The organism is Rhizobium centroccidentale (assembly GCF_030182565.1).
In the GTDB taxonomy this organism is placed as follows: domain Bacteria; phylum Pseudomonadota; class Alphaproteobacteria; order Rhizobiales; family Rhizobiaceae; genus Rhizobium.
On record NZ_JAQJCG010000031.1, the window covers coordinates 19,493 to 33,688 of the forward strand.

The 14,196-nt window shown below is 62.3% G+C and carries 7 protein-coding genes; 3 read left to right on the forward strand and 4 right to left on the reverse strand.

All coding sequences use genetic code 11. From position 1 onward, the window contains the following. The first annotated feature begins 27 nt into the window (after positions 1-27). Positions 28-1,110 carry a phenylalanine--tRNA ligase subunit alpha gene (pheS, locus tag PH562_RS28230; protein ID WP_285177032.1) on the forward strand — a complete coding sequence of 361 codons (1,083 nt, stop codon included), beginning with the start codon at positions 28-30 and terminating at the stop codon, positions 1,108-1,110. Between the two features lie 16 nt (positions 1,111-1,126). After that, entirely contained in the window at positions 1,127-3,550 is a 2,424-nt protein-coding gene (gene pheT, locus PH562_RS28235; protein ID WP_285177034.1) for a phenylalanine--tRNA ligase subunit beta, read from the forward strand. A 256-nt stretch (positions 3,551-3,806) separates the two neighbouring features. On the opposite strand, the gene PH562_RS28240 is transcribed toward pheT, so the two are convergent. The 4 genes from PH562_RS28240 to PH562_RS28255 all read right to left on the reverse strand — a co-directional run bounded on the left by PH562_RS28240 (position 3,807) and on the right by PH562_RS28255 (position 13,130). Next, complete coding sequence (locus tag PH562_RS28240; protein WP_015338486.1) at positions 3,807-4,166, reverse strand: nuclear transport factor 2 family protein; 360 nt, start codon at positions 4,164-4,166, stop codon at positions 3,807-3,809. A gap of 94 nt (positions 4,167-4,260) precedes the next feature. Then, positions 4,261-6,348, reverse strand: a complete 2,088-nt coding sequence (pbpC, locus tag PH562_RS28245; protein ID WP_285177035.1) for a penicillin-binding protein 1C — start codon at positions 6,346-6,348, stop codon at positions 4,261-4,263. Positions 6,349-6,357: 9 nt separating this feature from the next. Further along, positions 6,358-11,880: an alpha-2-macroglobulin family protein gene (locus tag PH562_RS28250; RefSeq protein WP_285177036.1), complete on the reverse strand. Its 5,523-nt coding sequence runs from the start codon at positions 11,878-11,880 to the stop codon at positions 6,358-6,360. A 254-nt stretch (positions 11,881-12,134) separates the two neighbouring features. Next, positions 12,135-13,130 carry an aldo/keto reductase gene (locus tag PH562_RS28255; protein WP_285177037.1) on the reverse strand — a complete coding sequence of 332 codons (996 nt, stop codon included), beginning with the start codon at positions 13,128-13,130 and terminating at the stop codon, positions 12,135-12,137. Positions 13,131-13,258: 128 nt separating this feature from the next. Between PH562_RS28255 and PH562_RS28260 the strand changes: the two genes are divergently transcribed. After that, on the forward strand, positions 13,259-14,152 hold the full coding sequence (locus tag PH562_RS28260) for a LysR family transcriptional regulator (protein WP_285177038.1): 894 nt from the start codon (positions 13,259-13,261) through the stop codon (positions 14,150-14,152). The last annotated feature ends 44 nt before the right edge of the window (positions 14,153-14,196 follow it).

The following is a 14,196-nucleotide window of genomic DNA, read 5'->3' on the forward strand; positions in this document are numbered from 1 at the left end:
AGCCCGCCGCCCGCAAGGCAGGACCAGATGACGGAACTCGTAACACTCGAAACCCAACTCATGGCCGAGGTGGCCGCGGCGACCGACGAGCAGTCGATCGAAGCCGTCAGGGTCGCCGCGCTCGGCAAGAAGGGCTCGGTCTCGGAGCTGCTGAAGACGCTGGGCTCTATGTCGCCGGAGGAACGGCAGACACGTGGCGCGGCAATCAACGCTCTCAAGAATTCCGTCACCGATGCCATCAACGCCCGCAAGAGCGAGCTGCGCGATGCGGCGATCGAGGCGAAGCTGAAGGCCGAGACCGTCGATGTCAGCCTGCCGGTCCGCTCCTCGCCGGCCGAACGCGGCCGCATCCATCCGATCAGTCAGATCGTCGATGAGATCACCGCCATCTTCGGCGATATGGGCTTCTCGATCGCCGAAGGTCCCGATGTCGAGACTGACTACTATAACTTCACGGCGCTGAACTTCCCGGAAGGGCATCCGGCCCGCGAAATGCACGACACCTTCTTCTTCCAGCCGGACGAGAAGGGTGAGCGCAAGGTGCTGCGCACGCACACCTCGCCGGTGCAGGTGCGTACCATGGAAGCTCAAAAGCCGCCGATCCGCATCATCATCCCCGGCAAGACCTACCGCCAGGACAGCGATGCCACGCATTCGCCGATGTTCCATCAGGTCGAAGGCCTCGTCATCGACAAGACGGCGAATGTCGCCAATATCCGTTGGGTGCTCGAAGAGTTCTGCAAGACCTTTTTCGAGGTCGACAATGTGACGATGCGCTTCCGCCCGTCCTTCTTCCCGTTCACCGAGCCCTCTTTCGAGGTCGATATCCAGTGCGACCGCTCCGGCCCGATCGTCAAATTCGGCGAAGGCACCGATTGGATGGAAATCCTCGGCTGCGGCATGGTGCATCCGAACGTGCTGCGCTATGGCGGCCTCGATCCGGACGAGTATCAGGGCTTTGCCTGGGGCATGGGCCTCGACCGCATTGCCATGCTGAAATACGGCATGCCCGACCTGCGCGACTTCTTTAACGCCGATGTCCGCTGGATGAACCACTACGGCTTCCGCCCGCTCGACATGCCGACTTTGTTCGGCGGTCTGAGCGCGTAAGGAAGGGATAAAGCACATGAAATTCACACTCTCCTGGCTGAAAGAGCACCTGGAAACCGACGCCTCGCTCGACGAGGTCTGCGCCCGCCTGACGATGATCGGGCTGGAAGTGGAAGAGGTCGACGACAAGGCCGCGTTCAAGCCCTTCGTCATCGCCAAGGTTCTCTCGGCTGAAAAGCACCCGCAGGCTGATCGCCTGAAGGTGCTGATGGTCGACACCGGCAGCGGTGCGCCCGTTCAGGTCGTTTGCGGCGCACCCAATGCGCGCGCCGGTCTCGTCGGCGCCTTCGCTGCCCCCGGCACCTATGTTCCCGGCATCGACGTGACGCTCGCCATCGGCAACATCCGCGGCGTCGAGAGCCGCGGTATGATGTGCTCGGAAAAGGAACTCGAAATCTCCGACAGCCATGACGGCATCATCGACCTTCCGGAAGATGCGCCTGTCGGCACAAGTTTCGCCGCCTATGCCGGGCTCGACGATCCGGTCATCGAGATCAACCTGACGCCGAACCGCCCGGATTGCACCGGTGTCTACGGTATTGCGCGCGATCTCGCCGCCTCCGGCCTCGGTACGCTGAAGCCTCGCCTCACGCCAACCTTTCCTATCCAAGGTGAAACGCCGACCGAACTCAAGATCGAGCTAGACGATATCAGCCTTTGCCCCGGCTTTGCGCTTCGTCTCGTGCGCGGCGTCAAGAACGGCCCGAGCCCGAAGTGGATGCAGCAGCGCCTGCTCGCGATCGGCCTTCGTCCGATCAGCGCGCTGGTCGACATCACCAACTACATGACCTTCGACCAGGGTCGCCCGATGCACGTCTTCGACGCTGCCAAGGTCAAGGGCAATCTGGTGGTTCGCCGCGCCAGGGACGGAGAGACCGTGCTGGCGCTGGACGAACGCGAATACAAGCTCAACCCCAGCAACGTCGTCATCGCGGATGACAATGGTGTCGAGTCGATCGGCGGCATCATGGGCGGCGAGCATTCCGGCTGTGACGAGAATACGACCGACGTGCTGATCGAATCGGCGCTCTGGGACCCGATGAACATTGCCAAGACGGGCCGCAGCCTCGGCATCATCACCGACGCGCGCTATCGCTTCGAGCGCGGCGTCGATCCGGAATATATGGTGCCCGGCCTTGAACGCACGACCGAGCTGGTGCTTGCCTGCTGCGGCGGCACGGCTGCCAAGGCCCGCGTCGAAGGCTACAAGGGCTATGAGGCGAAGGTCGTCGATTTCCCGCTGTCGGAAGTCAAGCGCCTGACCGGCCTCGACGTCTCGGCCGATGAGAGCAAGTCGATCCTGACGAAGCTCGGCTTCTCGGTCTCCGGCTCGGGCGAGCGCATTTCGGTTGCCGTTCCTTCCTGGCGCCCGGATGTCGACGGCAAGGCCGACCTTGTCGAAGAAATCATGCGCATCCACGGCGTCGACAATATCAAGCCGCAGCCGCTCAGCAGCCACGCCGCTGTGAACGGCAAGATCTTGACGACGCTGCAGATCCGCACTCGTACGGCCAAGCGCGCGCTCGCCTCGCGCGGCATGCTGGAAGCCGTCACCTGGTCCTTCATTTCGGAAGATCAGGCCAAGCTCTTCGGCGGCGGCTCCAACGCGCTGAAGCTTGCCAACCCGATCGCCGCCGATATGTCCGACATGCGTCCTTCGCTGCTGCCGGGTCTGCTGTCGGCTGTGCAGCGCAATGCCGACAAGGGCTATGGCGACGTCGCGATCTTCGAAGTCTCGGGCACCTATGAAAACGACACGCCCGAGGGCCAGCGGCGCGTTGCCGGCGGCATCCGCCGCGGGACGGCATCGCTTGCGGGCGCCGGCCGCATGTGGTCGAACGCCGCCAAAGGCGGCGGCAAGCCGGTCGACGTCTTCGATGCCAAGGCCGATGCTTTGGCCGTCATCGAAGCCTGCGGCCTGCCGATGGGCAATATCCAGATCGAGCAGGGTGGCCCGGCATGGTATCACCCCGGCCGCTCCGGCACCATCAAGATGGGTCCGAAGGTCGTGCTCGGCTATTTCGGTGAATTCCATCCGAAGACGCTGGAAGCGCTTGATGTCTCCGGCGCTCTCGCCGGCTTCGAAGTCTATGTCGATGCCATGCCCGAGCCGAAGAAGAAGGCGACCCGCACCAAGCCGGCGCTGGAGCTTTCTCCTTTCCAGGCCGTCAAGCGCGACTTCGCCTTCGTGGTCGACAAGTCGGTGGAAGCCGGTGCTGTCATCCGTGCCGCCGTTGGTGCCGACCGCAAACTGATCACCGGCGTCAACGTCTTCGACATCTTCGAGGGTGCGTCGCTCGGCGAAGGCAAGAAGTCGATCGCGATCGAAGTGCAGATCCAGCCGGCAGAGCGTACGCTGACGGATGAGGATTTCGAGGCGCTGACGCACAAGATCGTGGCAAACGTCACGAAGTCGACGGGTGGGGTGCTCAGAGGGTAATCGGCTGCGGCCGAGTTTGCCAGGGGTGCGTCACCCCCCTCTGTCGCTTTCGCGACATCTCCCCCACACGGGGGGAGATTGGTTAACTCGCGGAATCCTTCCTGCCTCAATCAAATATCGAAGCTGCAGACGCGGAAGCTTTTTAGGTTTGAATGAGCGTACGGCATACTCCCAACAATCTCCCCCCTTGTGGGGGAGATGTCCCGAAAGGGACAGAGGGGGGTATCAGAGGTGCGGCATATCGAAAGCACCGGTTCTACCGATGCAGATGATAAACCTTGTTCACCACACTCCACCGCCCATCGATCTTCACCAGCGATAGATAGTCCGAAAACCGCATCCCGGCGAATTCGTCGACGACCTTGACGCTGGCGGCATCGCCTTCGATATCGATCAACTCGATCTCCATCAGCGGTATGGTTCCGGGCGGGGCGCTGCCTTCCTCGACGATCGCGGCGATGAATTCATCCCGCGTCATCCATTCCACCGCGCCTTGATAATTGCCGATGATCGCTGCCCGCGGATGGAAGGCCTTGCGCAGCGCCGGCTCGTTCGCGAATGCCATGCCATCGACATAGAGATGAACAACCGCACGGATTGCCTGCTCTTCCGACATCTCGTCATTCCTCGTTTGAGTTATGCCTAAGATATCATAGACGTCGGGAGCTGACAAAAATGCAGGCGGCGGGATCGCAATGATTTGACTTACATTATTCGACAAAAACCCGCACGCTTGCCGCACGCCCGGCTGCATCGATGACGGTCAGCGTCGAATAACCGGCGCCATCGGGCGTCCATTGATTGGTGCGGCGGCGCGACATGTCGGGTAGTGGCTTGCCGTTGGCAAGCCAGCGGAACGGCGCCCGTCCACCCTGCAGCTTCAGCGCCAGCGGCATGATCTGGTCGTTGCCGGTGCTGGCGCCGAGATCGACGCGTGCGCCTTCCGGCGGATAGACGATCTGTGGCGCGGGTTCGCGGCTGGAGGCGGCCAGCAACCCCGCGGCGGTCACGGAAAAGCGCCGCTGGCTGATCGGCAGTTCGGTCGGCGCGATGCGCACGGCGCCCATCGGAGCCGCAGGGAAGGGGGTTATGGCAACGCCGGATTTGGCGAAGGCTTCGAACAGGATCGGAGCGGCCGAAACATAGCCCGCCAGCCCCGGCACGGCGCCATTGTCCGGACGGCCGACCCAGACGCCGAGCACATGCGCACCGTCATAGCCGATCGACCACGCATCGCGGTTGCCATAGCTCGTCCCGGTCTTGTAGGCGATGCCGAGCTGCTTGCTGCCGCGCGGCGCGATGATATCGGAGAGAATGTCGGTGATGTTCCACACCGCGATCGGCTCCATCAGTGGTTCGCCGTCGATCGGTCCCGGCTCGTCCTGCACGCCGTCGCCGATCCGCATCGCCTTGCCGCGATTGGCAAGCCCGGCATAGAGCTGCACGAGATCCTTCAGCGTCACGCCGACGCCGCCAAGGCCGATAGCAAGGCCGGGCGCTTCGTTCGGCGGCAGCTTCGGCTTCACCTCGGCGCGGCGGAAGCGCACCAGCAGTCGCGTCGGACCTACGGCATCGAGCAGCCGCACGGCCGGCACATTGAGCGACAGCTGCAGCGCCTGGCGCACGCTGACATCGCCCTGGTAGCTCATGTCGAAATTGCGCGGACGATAGCCGTAGAAATCGGCGGGGCGATCCTCGATGATCGTTTCCTGCGCCACATAGCCCTGCTCGAAGGCAAGGCCGTAGATGAAGGGCTTCAATGTCGAGCCGGGCGAGCGCAGCACGCGGGTCATATCGACCCAGCCCGCGCGCGAGGAATCGAAATAATTGGCCGAGCCGACTTCGCCGATGATCTCGCCGGTCTTGGCGTCCGCCATGATCATGGCGACCGATACTTTCGGCCCCAGCCGCTTTGCCGCCGCATCCGCAACGGTTTCCAAGCCCTGCTGCACATCGCGGCGCAGCGTCGTCTTGTGCTTGATGATGCCAGGTTGTTTCTTGAGCGCCAGTTCGGCCAGATGCGCGGCATAGGCCGGCAGCTGCCGGCGCTGGGCCGGAATAGGGGAAAGCGAGGCGCGTTCTGCTTCGCCTTCGCCGATAACAGCTGCCACGGCAGCGCGCTCGAGCACGCGATGGCGGGCGGCTTGTGCGGCGGCAAGATTGCGGTCCGGCCGGCGTTTTTCCGGCAGCTGCGGCAGGGCAACCAGCAGGCCAGCCTGCGCGACCGTCAGGTGCTTCGGCTCTTTGCCGAAATAGGCAAGGCTCGCCGCGCGCACGCCTTCCAGATTGCCGCCATAGGGGGCATGGGTCAGATAGAGATCGAGGATCTGTTCCTTGGTGAGCCGGCGTTCGATCTGTATGGCGCGGACGATCTGCAGGAGCTTCGCCGTCATCGAGCGCTCGCTGCGCGGCTCGATCAGGCGCGCGACCTGCATGGAGAGCGTCGAGCCGCCCGAGACGATGCGGCCATGGGTGAGGAGCTGCAGGAAGGCACGGCCGATAGCCATGGGATCGACGCCATGATGATCGTAGAAGCGCCGGTCCTCATAGGCGACCAGCATGCGCAGAAATTGCGGATCGACATCGGCAACGCCGGTCTTCAGCCGCCAGCGCCCTTCGGGGGTGGCGAAGGCGCGTAGGAGATCGCCATTGGCATCGAGCACCTCGGCCGAGACCACGCGGGCATTGTCGAGCGGCGGCGGATAGGCCCGGTCCGCGGCTTCCAGGCCAAAGACCAGAGCCACCGCCGTCAAGACGGGGGCTCCAAAGCCGATCGCAATTTTCCATCGCGCCTTCATTTCTGCTTCTTACTGCTGGGCGCCCAGCACCTCCATGCGGCCCATCGCCGTGCGGGCCGAAAACTGCGGACGATACATGTCCTCGACGCTTGCGGCCGGATGGTCGTAGTCGCCGGGGGTTACGGCGCGCACGACATAGGCGAAGGTCATGTCTCGGTCCGCTCCGGAGCCCTGGTCGAAAGCGGCGACGAAGCGGTCGTTGCGGAATTCGACATGGGCCGGCTGAATGTCGCTGAGCCAGTCGAAGTTCGAAAGCTGAGCGCTGTTGACGATGCTCGGATTGTCGATCTCGAAGCCGGCGGGCAGGAGATCGGTCACGAGAAGACGCTGCGGCCAGTCGTTATTTTCGGTCACATGCAGCACGACGACGTAGCGTTCATTCTGCTGTGCCTGGCTGACATTCGCCTCCTCGCCATCGAGCGTGTAGTATTTGCGCTCGATCTTGAAGCCGTTGCCACCAGCCGGCAGTTGCGCAACCGGAGCCGCGACCGTGGTCACGGCAGCCGACAGCGGCTGGCGCGTCGTGTTGGTGACGGTAAGCGGATCGCCCATCAGCGCATCGCCCGACATCTGCGCCATATAGGTGCCGCTATGGGCGGCGCCGTTGACATCGAGCGTCAGGCCGTCATCGCCATTCTGTAGAGCGCGGGCGGCGAGCAGCATCCAGGTCTGTTCCTGGGTGCTGGTATATTTCCGGCTCTGCCAATCCTTAGCGACGACGCTTGCGAGTTCCGGAATGATCGGCGGCACAGGGCGGCTTTCGGCGGCCAGCGCCAGCACGGCGGCACCGTCGCGCAGCGACGAGCCGTAATCCGAGCGGACGAAGCTGACCTTGGTCACCGCCGCCTTCTGCGACATCTGAAGTGAATCCACGAAGATGTTGCGCGAGCGCTGTGCATCTCCGTAAAGCGCGAGAGCTGCGGCCAGATGCGCCTTGGAGAGCGGCGTCGGGAAGTCGTTCAGCATCGTGTCCGCATAGTAGCGCAGATCGCTGATCGAAGCCTTTTTGTTGCGTGCCAGCACATAAAGCGCATAGGCGATCTCGTTGCCGTTGTCCTTGACGTTGGTGTTGGCGCTGAGCGCATTCTGGAGGTTTTCGAGCCCCTGCACCATGGCCTGATCCGGCACGTTGTACTTCTGCTCGCGGGCGCGGGTCAGGAAGTCCATGACATAGGCATCGAGCCAGAGATCGCCCGAGCCCGGGCTCCAGAGGCCGAAGCTGCCGGTGGAGGACTGGTAGGATAGTTCGCGATAGATCGAGTCCTGCACGCGCTTCTGGATCTCGGCGTCATTGGCAAGGCCGTTCTTGATGGCCATGTCGCTGAAATAGAGCAGCGGCATGGCACTGCTCGCCGTCTGTTCCGCGCAGCCATAGGGATAGTGGCTGAGACTCATCAAGAGCGCCGGCACGTCGAAAGCGCTGGAACGGCTGACATTGACGCTGACCGAGGCGCCGGGCAGCACGCTGTCGGCGAGAAGGTCGGCATTGACGGTCAGGCTCTTGCCGGGTGCCAACGCGATGACACGCCGTTCGGTGACTGGCAGCTGCGATGGTCGAACCGGAATATCGACCGATTGGTCGAGCGACATGCCCGCAGCATTCGAGAGCTTGATCGACACCGTGCCGTCACCGGGCTGTCCGCCGGTGAGCGGCAGCGTGATAGCGTATTTGCCGCCGGCCTGCAGGTTGATCTTCTGCTGGGTGGCGCTGGCATCCACGGTCACGGCGCTGTTGCCAGTCACAGCGAGCGTGTATTCGCCGGCGGGCGCATCGGTGTTGGCGATGTCGAGACGTAGGTTTGCCTTGTCTCCGGGAGCCAGGAACTTCGGCAGGCTGGCGGTAACAACGACTGGATCGCGGATGATCACGTCTTGCGTCGCGTGACCGACGCCGGCCTTCGACCAGGCAACCGCCATCAGCCGCGCCGTGCCGTTGAACTGCGGAATGTCGAAGCTGACATTGGCCTTGCCATTGGCATCAAGCTTTATGGGACCGGAGAAGAAGGCGATCAGCTTTTCCTTCGGCGGGCTTGCTTGTAAAGCCGCCTGTCCGCCGTCGCCGCCGGTGCGCAGCTTGCCGGTCGCGCCGAGCGAGCCATCGATGAGGCGACCGTAGATATCGCGGATTTCGAGGCCGAGCTGGCGCTGGCCGTAATACCAGTCATCCGGTGCCGGCGGCTGGTAGCGTGTGAGATTGAGAATGCCGACATCGACGGCGGCAATCGTGACGTAGGCGTCCTCGTTGGCGCCTGCGCCTGAAACCTGCAGGCCGATATTAAGCGGCTGACGCGGAAGCGTCTTCTGCGGCGCGTCGATCTTGATCTGCAGCTTGCGCTCGCCGGGATCGACCGGTGCCCATTTGATGCCGATGGCGCGCATCGGCATGCGGCTTTCCTGGGCATCGCCGGGCCGGAACAGCGTGGCCGTCAAGTATGTACCAGCACCCCAATCGGCCGTGACGGGAACGTCGACTTCGCCGCCCGTCGCGCCGATATCGGCATTGGTGACCGAGATCAGCGTTTCCGAGCCTGCCGTTACCATCAGCTGGCCGGCGTAGCGCGAGGTGACCTTCAGCTTGGCCGTGTCGCCGACATGGTAGCTCTCCTTGTCGAGTGCGATCTCGAGCGCATCCGGGGTTTCCGTCGAGGTCGAGGCGACATACCAGCCGGCATTGAATTCCACGCTGGATTCCGGGCCGTTCGCATCGGCGGTGGAGACTTCGAGGCGGTAGCGGCCCCAGGTGACCGGCATGGAAATCGCCGCGCCGTCCGTTGTGGTATTGACGGTGCCGACTGCCACCTGCTTGGTGGACATGATCGGCTCGAATTTCCAGCTGCTGCCGTCGCGATACCATTGGTAATTGCGCTCGACACTCAGCAGCTTCCAGGTCAGGCCCTGCATGGCCTGCTTTTGGCCATTGGCGTCGACAACGATGACATGGAAGTTGCCGACGGAATTCTCGCCGAGATCGCCGTCGAATTCCGGCTTGATGCCGATGCGCGGGCCGTCCGCCTTGACGGGCAGCGTCAGCGAGCGCTCGACGGCGCGGCCGCCGGCTTCCTGCATGCGCACCGTGATATTGGCGTTCAAGAGCTGCGTGGTCGACGGCGTGTCGTTGATCGTGACGTTGAAGGTAGTCTTGCCGTTTTCGTCCAGCGCCTGCAGGTCTTCGAGCGGCAGCTGCGTGGCCTCGGCCTTGCTGTCACCGCTGCTGCTGTCCTCGTCGTCATTGTTTGCGTCTGCCTTGCCGGCACCCTCGTCGGCGAGGCCGAACTGATAGCCCTTGAAGGCATCGCTCTGACGCGTCGGCTTTAGCGTCACTTCGCCTTCCAGATTGAGGCCGGCGGCAGGCGCGCCATAGAGATAGCGTCCATCGACATTAACAGGCGTCGGCTGGCCGACTTCGATCTCCTTGGCGTCGCTCTTCATGTCGAATTCGATGCGATCCGGCACGAAATCGTCGACGAGGAAGGTCTGCGAGCCGATGGAGGAGCCCTTCGGGTCGGTGTAGATGTTCATCGTCCAGGTGCCGCGCATCGATGTCTGCTGCAGCGGCAGGTCGACATTGTAGCCGCCGAGCTTGCCGCCATCGGTGACGATGCGGCGGTCTTCCACGCCATCCGGGCGCAGGAAGACGAAGGTGAGCGGCAGGTTTTCCACCGCAGTCGAGCTGACGTCGCGGGCAAGTGCGGAGGCATGCACGGTCTCGCCTGCACGGTAGATGCCGCGTTCCGTCCAGGTCAAGAGGTCGATCGCGCCGGGAGCGGTTCTACCGGCAACGCCGCGGTCGGAAAGATCGAAGCCGGCGCGCGTCATGTCGAGGAAGACATAATCCTGATCGCCATTCTCAGCGGTAATGACGGCCGGCGTCATGCCCGCCGTGCCGCGCATCAGGCCGGCACTGAAGATGGCGCGGCCATTGTCATCGGTCTTGGCGGTACCGAGGATTTCATTGTTCTTGGCGAGCAGCTGCAGCTGAATGCCGGCAAGCGGCTTTGCGCTGCCGAGCGAGCGGGCAAAGACATTCAAGCCGTCGGTGCCGGCATAGGTGGTGACGCCGATGTCGGAGACGACAAACCATTGTGTCGCCTGCGGATCCCATTCGTGGCCGCCGCTGTCGGGCGCAACCGCCGTCAGCACATAGACGCCGGGCTTGCGCTTCGGCAGTGCCTCGTCCACAGGGAAGCTGGTTGCGACTTCCTTGTTCAGTTCCTGCTTGATCTCGATGGAGCCTTGCCAGACCAGTTCGCCATTGGTGTCCTGGATGGTCTGGGCGCTGTAGCTGTCCACCTGCGTCAGGAACTGCGAGTTGTTCAGAAGCTGCGCGATATTGCGGTCGCCGATGCGGTAGAGCTTCAGATTGGCCGTAGTGGCGTTGACCGAAACGATCGGAATGCCACGGCGTGCGGTCGAGGGCAGGACGAAATTGTCGCCCGTGAAGCGCAGCGAAGCCGTGCGATCCTTGACGTAGATATCGACATTGACCTGCGAGGCGAGGTTTTCATCCACGGAGGAGGGCAGGCCGGCGCGCAGCGAGATGCGGTAGTGTTGGCCGAATTCCAGGCCTTCGACGCAGATCTGGTTGTCCTTGGCGTCGACACCCTTCGGCGCGGCGCCGTTGAGGGTGACGAAGGGGGTATAATCGACGCCGCTCTTTACCAGCTTTTCAGAGAACTGCACGCAGGCGCGCGGCGAGGCATTGTCGTTGTCGAGCGTATTGCCTGTCACGCGGAAGCCCTGGCGGGCCAGGAGATCGTTATAGGCTGCCTGGACGGCGGCCGAGCTGACGAGATTGAGGCTTGCCTTGTAGGCGCTGAGCGCCGGGCGATAGTTCTGCGCATTCTTCAGCGCCTCGGCGAGAACGGCCAGCGCATCGGCGCGGCTGCTCGTCGTGCGTGTCAGCTGATAGCCGTTGAGTGCGGCATAGGCGGCGCGCGTAGCGACAGACGTGTCGTTCGTGATCGTATTGGCGGCGCGCGCCATCTCGACCCACAGATCGCCATTGTCGGGATTGATGGAAAGTGCGCCCTGGAAGGCGTTCAGGGCGTCGTTGACATTGCCCGAAGTCAGCTCGATGCGGCCGAGCGCGATCAGGCTTTCGACGCCTTGACCCTTCAGCTCATTGCCGAGCGTCAGCGTGTTCTTTGCATCGCGCGCGCTCTGGACGAAATTGTCGGACAGGAAGGAAAGGGTAGGGGCAGCGCCGATATCCGGCTCGCTGGTGGCCGCCGTCTCGACGATCTTGCCGGCGATCGCGCCGGGGAAACTGTTGAGCTGATTGAAGTCCGACTTCATGAAGCACCACTTCACCTTGGGATTGTAGGTGAAGGCCTTGCAGGACTTGTCGCCGATGCAGGAGGCTGAGCACTGATCCAGCGTCACATTCTGTTCTGTGCGCAGATCGAAGCCGAAGTAGTCGCCATCCTTCGTGGTGACCACTTGGCGCTTGACGTCAGCCGCCAGCGAAGGGGTCAGCGATGCGAAAGTGGCGAGAAGAAAAGCAGAGAAGCCGATAAACGCGCGCCTAGACATAAGTCCTCCCCACGCTGCCCGTTTTTGATGGCGGCAATCTTCAAATTTCGGACCCGTTTGTCAACCGAGCGTCGAGCTGTTGTGTGCGCTTCACGTTTATGACGATTTGGCTAGAGGCTTGAAAGAGGCTATAAATCAGGCGATTTGCATGTTCGGCCAAGCATCGGCCAGGCTTCATTTTTCTTTTCAGTCTCAAAATGACACCGGCCTTGATGGCCGGTGTCTCTGTCTGGGCTGCAGAGGAAGCCCGTTTGTCATATATTTGTCAGGGCCAATGCGGCATCCATATACCGCTTTCCGACGACGATCTCGGGCTTGATGATATCGCCGAGTTCCTTCAGCTCCCGTGCCGAAAGGACGATATCGGCAGCTGCAGCGTTCTGCTCGAGATGGTGCAGCTTGCGAGCGCCGGGGATCGGCACGATATCGTCGCCCTGATGTAGCACCCATGCGAGCGCCAGTTGTGCTGCCGTGACACCCTTTTCTTCGGCAAGAGCTTGAAGCTTTGCGACCAGAGCCGCGTTGGCATCGAAATTCTCGCTCTGGAAGCGCGGCAGCGAACGGCGGAAATCGTCGTCGGCGAGATCCTCCGTCTTGTGGATCGCTCCGGTCAGGAAGCCGCGGCCGAGCGGGCTGTAGGGCACGAAGCCGATGCCGAGTTCACGGCAGGTGGCAAGCACGTCTTCTTCCGGCTCACGACTCCAGAGTGAATATTCGCTCTGCACGGCGGCGATCGGATGTACAGCATGGGCGCGGCGGATCGTTGCGGAGCCTGCTTCAGAAAGGCCGAGCGCCCGCACCTTGCCCTCCCGCACCAGCTCGGCCATGGCGCCGACCGTGTCTTCGATCGGCACATTCGGATCGACGCGATGCTGGTAGTAGAGGTCGATGACATCGGTGCCAAGCCGTTTGAGGGAGGCTTCGGCGACTTCCTTGACATGCTCGGGCCGGCTATCGACGCCGATCATGGCGGCAAGGCCGGATTTCGTGTGATCGAGCTTGAAACCGAATTTGGTGGCGATGACAACGCGGTCGCGCACGGGCTTTAGTGCCCGGCCGAGCAATTCCTCGTTGGTGAAGGGGCCGTAGGTTTCGGCCGTATCGAAAAAGGTGACGCCGAGATCGACGGCGCGATGCAGCGTTTTGACGGATTCGTCCTCGTCCGTCGGGCCATAGGCGAAGCTCATGCCCATGCAGCCGAGTCCAACGGCGGAAACAGTGAGATCCTTACCAAGCCTGCGGGTTTTCATGATCTATTCCTTTTAAGCTTATGGAAGCGGCGGCGGTCATTTCCGCTGCCGGCATGCTCAAAATAAGGTTCCGGACAATGAATGAAAATCCATGCAAATCCTTACAGGTTGTTCTATAATTTAGATCAATGAACAGAACACAACTTTCTCAGCTCGCGGTTTTTGCCGCCGTCGCCGCTCATCGCAGCTTTCGCGCTGCCGGCAAGGAATTGTCGATCGCGCCATCGGCGGTCAGCCACGCCGTCTCCAGCCTGGAGGAAAGCCTCGGTGTGCGGCTGCTCGCCCGCACCACGCGCAGCGTGCTTCCGACCGAGGAGGGCCAGGCGCTATTGCAACGGCTGGCGCCGGCCCTGGAGGAAATCGATATCGCATTGGAGGATACGCTTGCGACCCGCGGCCGCCCGGCCGGCAATCTCCGCATCACAGCGCCGCGTTTTGCCTCCGATCTGCTGATGGCGCCACGCATCGGCGATTTCCTCAATACCTATCCCGATATCACGCTCGAAATCGCCAATGAGGATGGCTTCAGCGACATCGTCAAGGACGGCTATGATGCCGGCATCCGGCTGGAGGAGAGTATCGAGGGGGACATGATTGCGGTGAAGATCTGTCCCGACATTCGCACCGTCATCGCCGGGTCGCCGGCCTATTTCGAGAAGCATCCGAAGCCGCTGCATCCCCGCGACCTCGTTCATCACCGCTGCATCAAGCGGCGATTTACCGATGGCTCGATCTATCGCTGGGAGTTCGAGAAGGATGGCCGCGAACTGGTCGTTGCCGTCGATGGCCCCCTGATCGTCATCGAGGATCGGCTCGGCGTTTTGGCGGCCGTCAACGGTGCCGGCCTTGCCTATCTCTTCGATATCCGCGTGCAGCAGGAGCTGGCCGAAGGCAAGCTCATCCGCGTACTCGAGGATTGGTGCCCGCCCTATCCCGGCTTCTGTATCTATTATCCAAGCCGCCGCCAGATGCGCCCGGCGCTTAGAGCCTTCATCGATTTCTTCAAATATACCGGACCCTGACATGGCTGCTGACAAAAATCGGGTGGCGGTGATGCGATAAGTCG